Genomic DNA, 14,533 nt, shown 5'->3' on the forward strand with positions numbered 1-14,533 from the left:
CGGCGGGGAGGGGTCGCGCCCGGGGCACCCGGGCGTCGCGGGGCGGGCGACCCGGACGAGGAGGCGCGGCGTCCGTCGTCGGCGACCCGCGCCTCCTCGGCTCGGGGGGTGGCGGTCAGGGTGCTGCTCACGAGGTGGACGCGGCTTTCGCGTACGAGTCGTCGAAGAGCGAGTCGAGGGCGGCGTCGACGTCGTCCTGCGAGGGGACGTCGCCCGACTCGACCAGGATCGGGCCGACGGTGTCGAGGACGGCGCGCTGGTCGGCTCCGGGGGCGGGGTCGATGTCGAGGTGGGTGCGGTCGATCACCGTGGTGGCGACGGCGGGGTCGATCGCGGCGGCCGTGGCCAGGATGGCGGCGGTCTCGTCCGGGTTGTCGAGGGCCCAGGCGCGGGCCTTCTCATACGAGTCGACGACGACCTGCGCGACGTCGGGCGACGCCTCGAGGAACGACTCGGTGGCGTTGAGGAACCCGTAGCTGAGGAAGTCCACGTTGCGGTAGAGCAGCTTCGTGCCCGACTCGGCCTCGCTCGCGGCCATGATCGGGTCGAGCCCGGACCAGGCGTCGACGCTGCCGTTCTCGAGGGCGGCGCGTCCGTCGGCGTGCTGCAGGTTCTGGATCGTCACGTCCAAGGCGCTGAGCCCGGCCTGGTCGAGCGCCTGCAGCAGGAAGAAGTACGGGTCGGTGCCGGTGGTCGCCGCGATGGTCTTGCCGCGGAGGTCCGCCACGTCGGTGAGGGTCGAGTCGCCGGGGATGACGAGCGCCGACCACTCGGGCTGCGAGTACACGTCGATCGTCTTGATGGGGGAGCCGTTCGAGCGGGCGAGCAGCGCGGCCGAGCCGGCGGTCGAGCCGACGTCGACCGCTCCGGCGCGCAGCAGCTCGTTGGCCTTGTTCGAGCCGGCCGACTGGGTCCAGTTGACGGTGACGTCGTCGCCGAGGGCGTCCTCGAGGTAGCCCTGGTCCTTAACGACGAGGCTGAGCGGGTTGTAGGTCGCGAAGTCGATGTCGAGCGTGTCGGTCGACCACTCGCCGTCGCTCGCCCCGGCGCCGCCTGCAGCGTCGGCCGCACCGGTGCCGGCGTCCTCACCCGCGACGCAGCCGGTGAGGAGGAGGGCGCTCGCCGCGGCGAGGGCGAGACCGCCGGCCCAGGAGGCGCGAGTGCGGGTGGTGGGGAGGGTGCGGAAGGTCATCGGTTCGTCTCCGTGCTGTCGGGGGCGGTGCGGTGGTCTGCGGGGGTCGGTGCGGGTGCGGTCTCGGTCCGGGTGCGTCCGGCGGTGGCCGTCGCGGTCAGCGTGCTGGTGGTCGAATTGCCGACGTGGACGCGGTGGACGCCGAGGTCGGCGAGCAGCTGGAGGCGCAGCTCGGCCAGGGCGGGGTCGTCGCGGTCTCGGGGGCGGTCGCCGGGCACGGTGACGATGCGCTGGATGCTGGGGGCGCCTCCTGCGGTGGCGGCGTGCGCCGCGCCTCCTGTGGTGGGCGCGGCTGCGGCCGTGTTGGCCGTGCCCTTGGCGCCGACGAGCTGCTGCTGCTGCGAGAGGTCGGCGAGGACGACGATGCGGTCGGCGAGGTAGAGCGCTTCGTCGACGTCGTGGGTGACGAGCAGGACGGTGGTGGGCTCGGCCCGGTGGATGTCGAGCAGCAGGTCGTGCATGCGGAGGCGGGTGAGGGCGTCGAGGGCTCCGAACGGTTCGTCGAGCAGCAGCACCTTGGGGGCCCGGGCGAGGGCGCGGGCGAGGGAGGTGCGTTGGGCCATGCCTCCGGACACCTGGCGGGGGCGGAGGCCGGCCGAGCTGCCGAGTCCGACGAGGTCGAGCAGTTCGGTGATGCGGGCCCTGCCGGCGGCCTTGTCCGGTGTGCTGCCCGTGCTGCCCGTGCTGCGCCTGCGGACCTCGGCGCGCTCGCTGCGCCTGCGGACCTTCGGCAGGCCGAGTTCGACGTTCTGGCGGAGGGTGCGCCAGGGCAGGAGGCGCGGCTCCTGGAACGCGATGGCGCAGCGTTGGTCGGTGGGCCGGGTGGGGGAGTCGTCGATGTCGACGGTGCCGGCGTCGGGCTGGTCGAGGCCGCCCACCTGGCGCAGCAGCGTCGACTTGCCGCAGCCGGAGGGTCCGACGATGGCGATGATCTCGCCGGCCTTGACGTCGAGGTCGAGGTCGTTGAGGACGGGGCGCTCGCCGAAGTGCCTTCCGACGCCGCGCAGACGGATCGGCAGAGCCGAGGAGGCGCGGGTCGTCGAGGTGGGCATGTCACGACGGTAGGTGGGCGGGGTGCCTGCCGTCCCGTGGGGTGTAACGGGGCGAAACACTCCGTTCGGTCTAGGACCAGGTAGAGAAGGCCGCCAGCGCGGCATCCGTTCGGTAGAACTTCCGGAGGGCTGAGGCGGACGGTGCCGCCGGCAGGTGGAGGAGGTCGTCGCGGGTGACCTGCAGGTCGGCCTTCGAGATGCCAGGCGCGTAAGTGATGCGGCTGCCGTCCGGCTCGAGGCGCAAGAGGAACGCGTCGAAGGCGACGTGGTGGTTGAGGCACAGCGGCAGGCCATTGAGAGCTTCGTCGGCGCCGCCGATGCTCTTGGGGATGAGGTGCGCACCCTGGATGAGTCGGGGGACGGTGATGTCGCACAGGGCGCAGGTCGGGCCGTAGCGGTTTAAGACGTCGATCTTGAAGCGGCGCTGCTGGGTACGCTGCTGCACGAGTCGGAGGGTTTGCTCGGGGAGGCCGCCGAACAGGTCGACCTCTTCTTCTGAGGCGGGCAGCTCGTCGTCGGATGGGAGGGGGAGGACGGACTCGACGAAGGAGAGGTAGAAGACGGCGGCATCGTCGTCGAAGGTGTCGACGTAGCCGAGTCGGACGTCCTTGAGGGTCGAGCGCAGGGCATTGGGGGTCACGACAAACAGCGGGAGGCCAAGGCTCTGGGCGCGCTTGACCGACTCGATCTCGTTGCGGTCGAACGAGGCATGACGTTGTGTGGACGGGTAGTGGTAGTCGAGGTGCTCGTCAGTCAGGTCGTCGGCGTAGGACGTGCCGGTGTGCTGCAGTGTGAGAGCGACGCGGCCGGGGGAGCCTTTGGTCCAGTCGCCGGTGCCGTCGAAGAAGATGCCGGCTTGGCCTTTGTAGAGGCCGAGGACGCGGATGGCGGCCGGGGTGAGGCCGTCGGCGTTGCCGGCTTGGGCGAGCTCGCTCCAGAGCGTGAGGCGTCGCTCGTACTCGCCACGCGTCCAGTCCGATATCCCCACGAAAGAGATCATGGCTCATGTATGCGGAATCCTGGGCGATCGTCACGTACCCAGTGCGAGGGGCCGGCTGCGGGTGGACTTTGGAGGCCGCTGGATCGGCTATGCTTGTTGGGTTGCCTCGGTCGGGGCAACACCAAGAAGGCAGTTGCTCAGCAACCGTTTTCTCGGGCTGTGGCGCAGCTTGGTAGCGCACTTGACTGGGGGTCAAGGGGTCGCAGGTTCAAATCCTGTCAGCCCGACCATAACAAGAAGTGAATCTCGACTCGAGGCCGGTTCGTCGTAGCTAGAGGTCCCGAAGCTGCCAGTCACCGTAAGTCATTCCTGTCCTGGCCTCCACCCAGGCTGCTCGACCGTTGGATGCTCGTCCCGTGACTACGGACGCAGCAGCCGATGGGCTAGCGAATACGACGTCACGAGTAAAAGTCGCTGGAGTGTCTGTGACGTTAATGGTGCCGTCGGCTTCAAGTTGATCGCGCAGACGGTCGTATGAGCTCGAGCCGACGCGATTGGTGCGCGCTTGTGAACCGGTGAGAACGGTAAATTCTCCGTCGACTTCCATCGCGTGGGCGACGAGGCTCTCCTTCTGTTGGTTCAGTGTGAAGGCTGGGATGACGGGCGAGAGGGCCGGTGAGCTGAGCGGCGGGCGTGCAGCTCGGTGAGTAGACCGAAGCACATTGAGACCGAGAACGGGAAGGACGATCTCGACCTGTGAGAGAAAACTCTCCATGTCGGAAACGTCGGCTTCCGGGAGGGCGATGGGGGTGGGTGCGGTCGCATTCGTCACATGTGACCGCTGCGCATTGCGTGCCCCGTCGATGAGTCGGGCCTCGAGGTACCTAGCGTGCGCCTTCGTGAGGTTGGAGTCTTTGCTCGTCACGATGACGCACCTCTGCCAGAAGTCCTTCTCACGTGAATGGGAACTCAACCTCGCGCCGATATCGTCACCTTCTCCGATGTAGATCTGGACGCCTCCGAGCCTCTCCGGGTCGTCACCTACAAGGAGATAGACACCCGTTCGGTGTGCCTCTTCTCTGCGCAGCAGGGCGGCAAGGTCACTCCGGGGCCCGGCGAGGACATGACCCGTCCAGTTCATGATTTCAGCAGTTACGAGACCACCAGGGGTTCCGTCGACGAGGAAGAGGCGAATCGATTTTCCTGTGGTCACGAAGTAGCCCTTACAACCGTCACGGCGTCTCTCGATCGGGGTTTAGGCCGGGTTCGAGTCCTTTGGCGGAGAGGTAACGCAGCGCCAGCTCCACGGTTACGATCTTTCGCTTCAATTCCTTGATGCCGGGAGATGCCTCGTCACTGAACTCGTCCATCCGCTCGTATTCGCGCCTCACCTCGCGCTCGATCTGAGTCAGGATGCCCCAGACAGCAGGGTCGGGTTCTAGTTTTTGCCGTTGGCGAAGCATGGTGGCCGCCAACCGACGCTCCACCACCGCCTCCAGCGTGTCTGCGCTCGTTCCTTGGCCAGCGAGACCGTAGGCAATTCCTCCACCGCCAGCGGAGACGAGCGTTCCCGCCGTCAAGAGGCCACCGATCATGCCGCCCGGGCCGAATGTGGCCAAGGCGCTGGTCAGCGCAGCGGCACCAGCCAGACCGGGCGCGGCAGCCAGCGCCAGGCCACCCGTCGCGACGACGAGGGCCGCGGCCCCGACACTCAAGGCACCCCACTTGATCCAGTTGACGCCACGTCCTGGAGTCAGTTCAGTGCGGGCTTCCTTTGCTGCCTCGAAGACGTCCAGGCCGTATTGGGAGCCGAGTCCCATTTCGGCCGTGAGGTCCTTCATGGCCGCTTGCCATTTGTCCCGAGGTAGGTCGATCTCATAGGGACGAATGACGTTCTCTGCTGCCAGGACCGTAAGGAGCACGACTGCGTCCTCCTTCGTGCGGTGACGGCTCGGGAGCGGCTCAACGAGCGGTGCAGTGATATCGCTCGCATCGAAGGCGAGCCGAGTTACTTCACCCGGAACCGATTTTCCTGCTTCCTGGTTACGAACAACAATTTCCTGGACCGCATCGGCTTGAACCCGTCGCACGGCTCCCGTGAACCTGTCGAGTTCGTCGCCCTTCAGCTGATGTCTCATCAGATGGGCATAGCGAAGGGCCAACATGACAAGCGATTCGGCTGGATCGAGGGGCACGTCCACGCCGAGCTCGCGAATCGAGACTTCGCGGGACGCCGATCCATGGAGAGCAAAACCGATTGCCGTCCCTACTGCCTCCGATTGCAGGTATTCCTTCGCGAGGTGCCCCTGAATGAGGTCCTTCGTGGTCTCGATTCTGAAGTCGACCAGCCACGGTATGACGGACGAGAGTCCGCGGTGGGCAGCGATCGGGTCAGACACATTCCAAAAATTGACCCACCACGACAAGCTGGTCGGTGGCTCCCGCAGGGTCTCTTTCAACTTGTCGACGTCGAAGGCGCCGTTGGCAAGGGGGCTGCCAATCGTCACCATTCCCGCGACCTCGAGACCAGCTGGCAGACGCCGAAGAAGATCTGCCGCAATGACCGATCCGAGGCTGTGGCCTACGATCACGAGTCGCCCCGATGCCGGCAAACTAGCGAGAATCCGGTTGAGGACCTGGGCTCGGATCTGTGGTCTCGTGAGGTAGTTGTGAGCCTGTTGAAAGAAGGGTGCAGCAATCCCAACACCTACTGCAGCATCGAGTCCCGGAATGCCTTGTCCACGCTCGTGCCTGCCCAGTCGAGATTCGATTGCTCCCATTCGGGCCTCAAACGCGCGGCGGTTCTGGCGGGCCGCGTCACGAGCCGGAGCCTTGAGCGTGACGTCTGGGATGTCTTCCTTGACGTCCCAGTCTTTCAACGCATGCGCATATTTAGGCGCGATGATCCGCGCATCCTCAAGAGCCGGATAGCCCAGCTGCTCGAGAGTTTTTGAGAGGGTTACTCGCCAGTTATCATCTTTGTCGCCTTTTCCTACGCCGTGCAGGAAAAGCAGGATTGGTGCAGTGGTCACAGTCGATTCCGTTCGGGTCAGGTCGGTGTGATGCATCAGCTTGAGGTTCGGGCTCAGGCGTAGGACTTAATGACGCTGCGGATCGCATCCGCGTGTTCATAGATGCCGTCGAGGGACTCGATAGCGTGTTTGGTTTCGACTTTCTCCGCATCGAAGACGCCGAGGTACTTCTGCTTCTTGCCGTTAAAGTGCAGGCGCGCGATCGGCTTGCGGTTGTTGTCGTCGAGCAGGACGGCGAAGTAGGACTTCGCGTCGCGGTGCACGATGCGCTCCGGCTTGACCTCGCTGCAGGCGATTGCCTTGACGATCTGGTACCCCTCGAGCTCTTCGAGGGTGGTCTCCGTCTCGGTGTCCCGATCGAGGTCGGCTTCGACGACGGCTTCGCTACTCACGGCGCCCGCGGGGGCTTCGGCCGGCATCGACGGAAAATTAGGGGAGCCCAGCGCGGTCTTCAGACGGTCGTTCACCTGGTCGTTCAGGAACTGCTTCGATGCCTTGACCACGAGCGGCGTGAACTGGTCGCGGACCTTCTGAGTGAACGAGCCCTCGTAGACGCGGGTCGTGACGAACTTGATCCAGTCGTCGGAGGGGTCACGGAACTGGGCTGCTATGGCTCGCTTCAGCTGGCCGACGTACTTCAGCTCCTCCGCCGCACTGATGACTGAGTCGAGGTCGAAGACATCCTTCGTCAGCTTGCTGAGCTCGGGGAGGAGCGTCTCGTCGATGTCGGACAGGTCGAGCACGAGGAATGGCTTGTCGTCCATGCGGTTCGGCTTGTCGAGATCCGTGTAGAAGTGGTAGCTCTCGCCGTTCGTCAACACGGCGATTCGAGCGTTCGTCACGGCGAAGTAGCGGAACAGCTGTGATGCATGTTCGATTCGCAGGGGCTCGGTCGACTTCTTGCACTCGATCAGGATCTGGACTTCGCCGTCGCGCATGATGGCGTAGTCGATCTTCTCGCCCTTCTTCACGCCGACGTCGGCTGTGAACTCGGGTACCACCTCAAGTGGGTTGAAGACGTCGTAGCCGAGGATGGTCGAGATGAACGGCATGATGAACGCGTTCTTCGTCGCTTCTTCGGTCTGAATGGCTTCGCGCTGGTTCTTGACCTTCAGCGCAAGTGCGGCGAGTCGCTCGGCAAACTCCATCGTTGTCCCCCTGTTGTGACGGTTTCTCAAGAGACTAGGGGACGCGAGAACTGCTCACTGACGTATCCGCTTTCGACGATGCGCCCCATTCGGGGGACAGTCTGTGTCAGTTGTTCAGTGGACTGGTTCGCATGAAGCCACCCGAGGTTCCGCCGTCGATCTTACGAACTGGTGGAGCCCCCCGACCATGTCTCGCGGAGCCAGGGTCACGTCCACACGAACCGACTGAACCACCACGGTGGAAAGTGCGATCGACGTGCGTTGCCCCGGCAGGGCCGCCGTATCGGCGACGTAGATGAGTGTCCCCTTATCCAGGCCCAAAACGGTGCAATAGGCGAGCATCTGGTACAGGTCCTCAACTCTGAGTGAACCGATCTTGTACTTGGCATCGACCACCACGGCGGGGACGCCGCCGACGAGATGGACGAAGTCGGGGCGAATGGGCTGTTTGCGTTCACGGTCGAGGTGCGTCGGGTACTGGCCGACGCTGACGCCGGTCGAGACCGCGGCGAACGACTCCGTCAGCGCCGCCGTGACGAAGCCCTCGAACGCTTCGGCCATGTTGACCACGAACGACGCGACCGCCTCACCGCCAGCGGTCGTCGACGGCGCGACACGGGCGAGGATCAGCTCGGCGAAGCGCACCGCTGGTTGGTACCGCTCGTTCAGGCGGGTGGGCTGCCACGACGGCAAACCCGCGCCCGGGCGTACCAGCGAGGCGTCTACGAGACGGGACTCGAGGTGGACCAGGCGGTGCCGCGCCTCCTTGGTGAGGCGGGGGAGCGTGAGCAGGAGGCGGGCCGCCGCCCGCAGGAGCTGGTTCTCGGCGATGTCGACCGTGTAGTCGTCGACGGTGAGCTCGACGGGCAGGAGCTGGCCGCCTCGGCGGGACATCTGGTCGGAGAAGCGGATGCGCCCTCGGATCGCGACGGCGGTCTCGTCGAGACGACGGTAGCCCTGGAGGACGCCACGGCCGAGGGCCCGCTCCATGAGGCGAGCGTAGGTCTCGGCGACGGCCGGGAAGAGGTCGTCGCCCGTGCCGTCGACCTCGTCAGGTCGGAAGCCCGGGTCGGCGGCGTAGCCGAGCATGAACAGGACCGATGAGAACGGTGCCTTGGGCTGGACCACGATCTCGTGGCCGTCCACGGCGACGGCGCCGACTCGATTGAGCTGCGGCTTCACCTGCGGGCCGGCCGAGGTGATCTTGGACTCGAGCAGCCCGGTGTCACACGCTCGCTCGATGACCTCGGCATCGAAGGGAGCGGGTGACCAGCCACTGTTCTCGGGGAGATCGAGTCGGGTCATGCGGGTGCCGTCTCGGGCAACTCGTCACCCACCTCGAGGGTGCCACCGGCGTCGACGACTCCGGGTTCGAGCGCGGCGAGGCCGAACCGGGCCCGAACCTCGGCGCGGGACATGCGGCCGTAGTAGTGCTCGTCGAGGAGGGGCAGGATGTCGTGCTCCCAGATGCGTTCGAGCCCGCGCGCGGTCCGGGCCGAGGAGCCCATCAGGTACGACGGTCCGATCTGGAAGTCGCGGTCGGTGTCGCCGATGCGGTCGTTGAGCTGGCGGAGCAACGCCCCGCGGCTGACGTCGTGTTCTCGCGCAGCGGACCAGCGGTCGATCAAGCCGCGAACGGGCTCCTCGGCCGGGTGCAGCTCGACGAAGGCGAACCGGCGCCGGATCGCCGCGTCGACCAGTGAGATCGATCGGTCGGCGGTGTTCATGGTGCCGATGACGAACAGGTTCTCGGGGAGGCGGAAGTCGTCCTCCGGGGAGTACTGCAGCGAGACCTTCGCATCGCGGTACTCGAGCAAGAGATAAAGCTCGCCGAAGACCTTGGCGATGTTGGCCCGGTTGATCTCGTCGATGATCAGGACGTGCGGCACTGACGGGTTCGCGGCGGCAGCTTCGGCGAGGAGGCGGACGGGGCCGGGGGCGAGTCGGAACGTCGCGGTGCCGTTGTCGTCGACGGTGGGGCGGAAGCCCTCGAAGAAGTCCTCGTAGGAATACGACGGGTGGAACTGGACGATCTTGACGGCGCCGCCGGGGGCGACGAAGTCGGCGAGAGCCCGCGCGAGGTAGGTCTTGCCGGTGCCGGGAGGGCCGAAGAAGATCAGCTGGCGGCGCTCGTCGAGGAGCTCGATGACGTCGGTGAGCCAGGCGCGGTCGTAGTGGAGGCGCGCGGCGAACTCTGGTGTGGCCTCGGGGAGGGCCACGGGGCCCGGAGGCGTGGGATCGTTCAGCAGGTAGTGGGCGTCAGAGATGGTGGAGTTGCTCGCCAGGAGGTCGAGAACAGCGTGGGGCACGTCGGCTTCTGCGACGGGCGGCCACCAGGTGACGGGGCGCTCGCCTCCTTCGGTGAGGTCACCGATGACGCCGACGTGGATGGACTGGTCGTCGTTCACGAACACCTGGTCTCCGGACTGCATGGTCACGTAGAAGGTGGTGGCGGCGTCGATCTGAGCAAGGACGTCCTCGATGGGTCGCCGGCCTGCTCCTGCGCGGAGGGCGGCATCGCGGATGGATCGGCGTTCGACGGGCTCGCCCGGGTCGAAGTCGAGAGCCGGGGCGACCAAGGGCCGGCCAGGGATGGCGGCGGGAATGGCCCAGCCGTGCCGTTCGATGACCGCCTTGGGCGCTCGCCACTCCTCACGCCAAGGTGACGTGTACCAGTCGATGTCGAGATGACCGTCGGGGTCGAGGCGGTCACGGAGGGCGAGCAGGTCGCGGTCGACGTCACCGGAAGGATCGATCAGGGCCGCGCCGAAGGCCTCGTGGATCGACTGTTTGTCGGCTGCCGAGACGATGCGCTCGAAGTAGGTCGGCCAGACCAGGGCGAGGAGCGAATTGCGGATCGGAGCGCCGTCGTCGCCGACTTCCCGGGCTCGAGCGCGGAACGCCCACGGATCGTCGAGTGCCTCTTCTCGGGCGTCCTCGGCGAGACCGTCCCAGAGCGCGATGAAGCGGCAGAGCCACTGCACGTGCTGGGGGATCTGCTGGTTGAAGCCCTGCCCGCCGTTGAAGACGCCGAGCGTGTGGAGGGCGTCGACGACCTGCTCGGGCACGGGCGGCTTGTCGTCGAGGACATCGAGGACGTCCTGAAGCAGTCTTCGCTTGGTCTGCGGGAGGACATTGACGAGAGGGAGGCGCTGGACGAAGCAGAGTTCGGCGGCGAGCAGGACGACGGCGCGGGGCTGGCCCGCGAGCTGTTGGACGAGCCGGTCGCGGAACGTGCCGTCAGTCGAGGCTGCGTCCATGGCACGGTCGAGGGCTCGGGCTGTCTCGGCGGTCCACGTGACGACACCGCTGTCGAAGACAGAGCCCTCACCGCGCAAGCCGGGCCCGAGCACCAGGCGGGCGGCTTCGGAGATGGCCTGTCGTTCGGCGCGGCCGGTGCGACCGGGTTTGTCATCCGGAGTGGCGGGGGAGACCGGGTCGGTAGCCCCACGGATGGCGGCGCAGTCGGAACACCAGCCGGGGTCGGTCTGTAGGCGGAGCTCGACGTCGGGAGCGTTGCGCCACGCCGCTAGGGTCTCGTCAGGCGACCACGTGCGGACGGGTGTTCCGACACCGTGCGCGCACCCGGGCAGGTGGAGCTTTCCAGAAGGGGCCTCTTCGTAGCAGTCGGGCGCCGTGGCGAGGCCCCACTCGACTCCGGCGAAGGTGCGCGTCGAACCGGGGACGCGACCGCGGGCGCCGGGAGCTGAGCTCTTGACGTCGAAACCGAGACGTCGGAGGACGGATTGGGCTCTGCTTGAGACGAAGTCGTCCTTGGTGAGCCCAGTTGCGACCGCGAGGACCTGTTTGACCGGGAATCGACGGCCCGCGATCTCGACCCAGTAGGTGGTCACCGGCTCGGGGGTGCGCGTCGCGAAGTCGGCCTCAATGTCTTCCTTCGTCAGCTCGTACGTCGACGCGTTGATCGTCACCTGCATTGCATCCCCCTTGATCGTGCTTGTGATTCTGCCGGAGTCAAGCCGCCTCAAGTGACGCATGAGTACGTGTCGACCAGCTATGCGTCGAATCGATCATGGGCTTGAGCGCGTACCTCCGGTCTCGCCGACTATGCGAGGGCAAGGGAGTGTGGTGTGAACAGCAACGGTGCCCGCTAGCAAGCCAGGAGGGGCTAGCGGCTACTACTGGGGTGCGCCGAATCGCAGTGTCGAATGGGCACGAGTTCTCGCGTCTCACCGGCATCGCCTTGAGGCCGTCTCGTAATGATCAGAAAAAGCATGCTTGACCCGTGCCCACGCGACCGCGAGGCTGCAGATATGGCCAAGCGCGTAGAGACCGGATGTCGTGACTGCCGGAAATGCACAAACAGTGCCGCGGCAAATCTGGGGCGAAACACGGGACGTGCAGGCGCAGCAGTCCTGACAGTCGGAATCTCAGAACTAGCGATGGGATTCACGAAGAACTGCCGTGTGTGTGGGCACAAACTGTCACTTCATGAGGGTGCCCAAGCCGCCACGGTTCAGCCGGCCGTAGCAGTCCAACAGATACACCCGCAGATACCTCAGGCTGGGCCGCCGTCTGGCTGGTACGTCGAAACGCCGGGCATGCTCCGTTGGTGGGATGGCCAGCAGTGGACTGAGCACAGACGTCCGGCGGACGCGACCTGAACCTCGGTCGGAAAGTCACGCTCGAGACCGAGTCACATCAGGCGCGTGGCCGGTACGTCGTCGCGACGGCGCCGGAGGCGAGGTCGTGGCGGGCGGTCGGGGTGAGGTCGAGGGGGCGGGGGAGGCCGGCGAGGAGGTAGGGGCCGTGGCCGGCGACCCAGGGGTAGACGGTGAACTCGTACTCGTCGACCAGGCCCCAACCGACGACGTCGGTGGCGAAGGTGGAACCTCCGAGACGGAGCGGGCCGCCGGGACGGCTCTTCAGCTCGCGCACCGCCTCACGCACGTCACCGCCGAGCAGCTCGGCGTTCCAGTCGACGCTCTCGAGCGTCGTCGACGCCACGTACTTCGGGATCTCGTGGATGGTCCGCGCGAAGGGCTGCATCCAGTCGGGGAACGCGTCGGAGGCGGGCGGACGCCAGGACTGCTCCATCAGCTCGTAGGTGACCCGGCCCAGCAGCAGACCGTCGGCCTGCGTGAGAGCCTCGGCGGCGAGATGGTGGACCTCGGCATCCGGCCGGCCCTCACGGTGGTCGATGCAGCCGTCGAGCGTGACGTTGATGGAGTAGATGAGCGTCCTCATGCCGGGGAGGTTAGCCCCGCGAGGGAGGCGCCGCCAGAGGCGTGGTTCTTACCGTCCGCCAGCCCAGTGCGTCGGCCGCGTGAAGCTCTCGGGCAGGAGCGTCACCGCATCGCCCCGCGCGCTGTTCACCTGCATCTGCGTCAGGTAGATCGCCCCCGCCAGGTCCGCCCCACCGAGCTCGGCGTCGCGCAGATCGACACCGAGCAGGTCGCAGCGGTCCAGGACGGCCCCGCGCAGGTCCGCCGCGATCGCGATGCTGCCGCGGAGCGTCCGACCCCGCAGATCTGCCCCGGCCAGGGCCGCACCCATCAGGTCGCTCCCCGGCTCGAGCGTCGGCCCCTTGGCTCTCGACCGCCGAGGATTCGCGGGCACGGACGCCCGGGCCGCCTCACTCGCCTGCACCAACAGCGCGCGCGCCGCGTCGTACTCGGCGTCGACGTCGAGGGCGGCCAGCTCGTCGGGGGTGCCGTCGGTGAGGCTCCGGACGTGATCGAAGGCGGCGAGCCACGGGGCCGGGTCTGGGGTGGTGGCGGTGCGGCGGCGGCCGTGCTCGGCCGCCTGTGCGCGCTCGCCTTCGCGTGCGCGCTCGCGCTCGACCAGCGTGATCGCCTCGTCGAGGTACCAGAGCAGCTCGTGCAGCCTCCGCACGAGCGGGAACGTCGAGAACATCGCCTCACGCGTCGCGGGGTCGTCACGCCACGATCGCCCGGCGAACGTCTCCCGACTGACCTTCTGCCCCGCCCCGAAACAGTCGAACACCGTGCAGCCCTTGAACCCACGATCCCGCAACTGCGGGTGGATGCGGCATCCGTCGTGCTCGTCGAGGTTCGTGCACGGGTCACCGGCCGGCTTGTCGAACGGGAAGTCCGCGCTCTTCGTGAACGCCAGCGCGACGCAGCACAGCCCGAAGCAGTTGGCGCAGTCGGCTCCGAGGTCGGCGCGTCGGCCCAGCTCGATCCGGGTGCGGGTGCTCATCGCGTCAACGCTAACGGGCGCGGCGGGCCGGGGCGATCAGACAGGGGCGGATCATTTGTCCCACACCGGGACAGCAGGGAGGCCCCGAGCCGCCCGCTCATCGGTGACGAGTTCGGTGATGAGCGCGGTCTTGGCGGCTGTGTAGGCGCGTCCGTCGTCGAGGCCGGCCAGCGCCTCCTTCAGGGTCGCGTAGCGCTGTCGCGCGACCGGGTCGCGCCGCAGGCGGTCGCGGAACAGTCGCTGGTGACAGGCGTCCCACTGGTCGGGGCGGAAGATGTGGAGGATGTGCGTGCGTCGCGGTCCGTCCCGCCGGACGTAGACCGCGTGGGTCTTGGGGCCTGTTGCGTGTCGTTCGTAGCCGAGGTCGGTCAGGGCGGCGCCCAGGCGGAACGGGTCGGTGCCGGGAGACGTGCGGGCGGCGACGTCGATGATCGGCTTCGCGAGGAGGCCGGGGACGGCCGTGCTGCCGATGTGCTCGAAGGCGTCGACCCGGGTGCCGAGGGCGGTCGTCAGCCGCTCGGCCTCACAGCGGTAGTCGTCGGCCCAGGTTGGGGAGTGCGGCTGCAGATCGACCATCGGGGCGATCGTACGGGGTGTCACTCTCGGCGGCGCGGGGTCGAGTGGTCCCGGATCGTCGTTCGCAGGGAGGGGAAGGACGATTCGGGACCACTCGATGACCGGTGGGGCGAGCGTGGGCCGACCCGCGCCTCCTAGGGTGTCGTCGGGCGGAGGTCGGCGAGGGGGCGCGACCAGGCGACCTCGCGGGCGAGCTGGCCGGAGGCTCGGAAGAGTTGCACCTGGTGCGTGTCGGGGAGGGCCGCGGCGAGGGCGTCGCGGTCGGCGGGGGCGAAGCCGAGCTGCTGCCAGAACGGTCCGGAGCGGCGGGAGAAGAGCCAGGCGTGGCGGGCTCCGTGAGTGGCCGCGTCGGCCAGGGCGTGGCGGGCGAGCCGGGAGCCCGCGCCGCGCGCGCGGGCGGCGGGGGCGAC

The 14,533-nt window shown here is 67.2% G+C and carries 13 protein-coding genes and 1 tRNA gene; 2 read left to right on the forward strand and 12 right to left on the reverse strand.

Translation table 11 applies throughout. The features are described from left to right. Window positions 1-127: 127 nt before the first annotated feature. From IFT36_RS11605 to IFT36_RS11615, 3 genes are all read right to left on the reverse strand, one after another. Window positions 128-1,192 (reverse strand): aliphatic sulfonate ABC transporter substrate-binding protein, encoded by a 1,065-nt coding sequence (locus tag IFT36_RS11605; RefSeq protein WP_200413200.1) that lies wholly within the window; start codon window positions 1,190-1,192, stop codon window positions 128-130. Beyond that, window positions 1,189-2,244 carry an ABC transporter ATP-binding protein gene (locus IFT36_RS11610; protein WP_200413201.1) on the reverse strand — a complete coding sequence of 352 codons (1,056 nt, stop codon included), beginning with the start codon at window positions 2,242-2,244 and terminating at the stop codon, window positions 1,189-1,191. The genes IFT36_RS11605 and IFT36_RS11610 overlap by 4 nt, the downstream gene beginning before the upstream one ends. Before the next feature lie 70 nt (window positions 2,245-2,314). Beyond that, window positions 2,315-3,244 carry an HNH endonuclease gene (locus tag IFT36_RS11615; protein ID WP_200413202.1) on the reverse strand — a complete coding sequence of 310 codons (930 nt, stop codon included), beginning with the start codon at window positions 3,242-3,244 and terminating at the stop codon, window positions 2,315-2,317. A 153-nt stretch (window positions 3,245-3,397) separates the two neighbouring features. Between IFT36_RS11615 and IFT36_RS11620 the strand changes: the two genes are divergently transcribed. Beyond that, a tRNA-Pro gene (locus IFT36_RS11620) sits at window positions 3,398-3,474 on the forward strand. A 41-nt stretch (window positions 3,475-3,515) separates the two neighbouring features. On the opposite strand, the gene IFT36_RS16965 is transcribed toward IFT36_RS11620, so the two are convergent. The 5 genes from IFT36_RS16965 to IFT36_RS11645 all read right to left on the reverse strand — a co-directional run bounded on the left by IFT36_RS16965 (window position 3,516) and on the right by IFT36_RS11645 (window position 11,302). After that, window positions 3,516-4,397: a GIY-YIG nuclease family protein gene (locus IFT36_RS16965; protein WP_200413203.1), complete on the reverse strand. Its 882-nt coding sequence runs from the start codon at window positions 4,395-4,397 to the stop codon at window positions 3,516-3,518. A gap of 19 nt (window positions 4,398-4,416) precedes the next feature. Then, window positions 4,417-6,252: a lipase family protein gene (locus IFT36_RS11630; protein ID WP_207114368.1), complete on the reverse strand. Its 1,836-nt coding sequence runs from the start codon at window positions 6,250-6,252 to the stop codon at window positions 4,417-4,419. Window positions 6,253-6,269: 17 nt separating this feature from the next. Then, the gene (locus IFT36_RS11635) at window positions 6,270-7,364 is read right to left on the reverse strand and encodes a type I restriction endonuclease (RefSeq protein WP_192123889.1); all 1,095 of its coding nucleotides are present in this window, start codon (window positions 7,362-7,364) and stop codon (window positions 6,270-6,272) included. A gap of 114 nt (window positions 7,365-7,478) precedes the next feature. Next, window positions 7,479-8,669 (reverse strand): McrC family protein, encoded by a 1,191-nt coding sequence (locus tag IFT36_RS11640; RefSeq protein WP_200413204.1) that lies wholly within the window; start codon window positions 8,667-8,669, stop codon window positions 7,479-7,481. Next, window positions 8,666-11,302 (reverse strand): AAA family ATPase, encoded by a 2,637-nt coding sequence (locus tag IFT36_RS11645; protein ID WP_200413205.1) that lies wholly within the window; start codon window positions 11,300-11,302, stop codon window positions 8,666-8,668. Before IFT36_RS11645 ends, IFT36_RS11640 begins: the two co-directional genes overlap by 4 nt. A gap of 465 nt (window positions 11,303-11,767) precedes the next feature. Between IFT36_RS11645 and IFT36_RS17105 the strand changes: the two genes are divergently transcribed. Continuing rightward, the gene (locus IFT36_RS17105; protein ID WP_200413206.1) at window positions 11,768-11,989 is read left to right on the forward strand and encodes a DUF2510 domain-containing protein; all 222 of its coding nucleotides are present in this window, start codon (window positions 11,768-11,770) and stop codon (window positions 11,987-11,989) included. A gap of 37 nt (window positions 11,990-12,026) precedes the next feature. Here the strand turns inward: IFT36_RS17105 and IFT36_RS11655 are convergent, their stop codons facing one another. From IFT36_RS11655 to IFT36_RS11670, 4 genes are all read right to left on the reverse strand, one after another. Next, complete coding sequence (locus tag IFT36_RS11655) at window positions 12,027-12,572, reverse strand: dihydrofolate reductase family protein (protein ID WP_200413207.1); 546 nt, start codon at window positions 12,570-12,572, stop codon at window positions 12,027-12,029. A 48-nt stretch (window positions 12,573-12,620) separates the two neighbouring features. Beyond that, window positions 12,621-13,547 carry a pentapeptide repeat-containing protein gene (locus tag IFT36_RS11660; RefSeq protein WP_200413208.1) on the reverse strand — a complete coding sequence of 309 codons (927 nt, stop codon included), beginning with the start codon at window positions 13,545-13,547 and terminating at the stop codon, window positions 12,621-12,623. Window positions 13,548-13,598: 51 nt separating this feature from the next. Further along, on the reverse strand, window positions 13,599-14,123 hold the full coding sequence (locus tag IFT36_RS11665; RefSeq protein WP_200413209.1) for a GrpB family protein: 525 nt from the start codon (window positions 14,121-14,123) through the stop codon (window positions 13,599-13,601). Window positions 14,124-14,257: 134 nt separating this feature from the next. Next, a partial coding sequence (locus tag IFT36_RS11670; protein WP_374058395.1) for a GNAT family N-acetyltransferase occupies window positions 14,258-14,533 on the reverse strand: 276 nt, incomplete at its 5' end.

Source organism: Frigoribacterium sp. CFBP 13605, from assembly GCF_014839405.1.
Classification (GTDB): Bacteria; Actinomycetota; Actinomycetes; order Actinomycetales; family Microbacteriaceae; genus Frigoribacterium.

Excerpts from the sequence above, each read along its gene's own strand:
- IFT36_RS11605 (WP_200413200.1), bottom strand. The coding sequence starts at position 1,192 with ATGACCTTCCGCACCCTCCCCACCACCCGCACTCGCGCCTCCTGGGCC.
- IFT36_RS11610 (WP_200413201.1), bottom strand. The coding sequence starts at position 2,244 with ATGCCCACCTCGACGACCCGCGCCTCCTCGGCTCTGCCGATCCGTCTG.
- IFT36_RS11615 (WP_200413202.1), bottom strand. The coding sequence starts at position 3,244 with ATGATCTCTTTCGTGGGGATATCGGACTGGACGCGTGGCGAGTACGAG.
- IFT36_RS11630 (WP_207114368.1), bottom strand. The coding sequence starts at position 6,252 with ATGCATCACACCGACCTGACCCGAACGGAATCGACTGTGACCACTGCA.
- IFT36_RS11635 (WP_192123889.1), bottom strand. The coding sequence starts at position 7,364 with ATGGAGTTTGCCGAGCGACTCGCCGCACTTGCGCTGAAGGTCAAGAAC.
- IFT36_RS11640 (WP_200413204.1), bottom strand. The coding sequence starts at position 8,669 with ATGACCCGACTCGATCTCCCCGAGAACAGTGGCTGGTCACCCGCTCCC.
- IFT36_RS11645 (WP_200413205.1), bottom strand. The coding sequence starts at position 11,302 with ATGCAGGTGACGATCAACGCGTCGACGTACGAGCTGACGAAGGAAGAC.
- IFT36_RS17105 (WP_200413206.1), top strand. The coding sequence starts at position 11,768 with ATGGGATTCACGAAGAACTGCCGTGTGTGTGGGCACAAACTGTCACTT.
- IFT36_RS11655 (WP_200413207.1), bottom strand. The coding sequence starts at position 12,572 with ATGAGGACGCTCATCTACTCCATCAACGTCACGCTCGACGGCTGCATC.
- IFT36_RS11660 (WP_200413208.1), bottom strand. The coding sequence starts at position 13,547 with ATGAGCACCCGCACCCGGATCGAGCTGGGCCGACGCGCCGACCTCGGA.
- IFT36_RS11665 (WP_200413209.1), bottom strand. The coding sequence starts at position 14,123 with ATGGTCGATCTGCAGCCGCACTCCCCAACCTGGGCCGACGACTACCGC.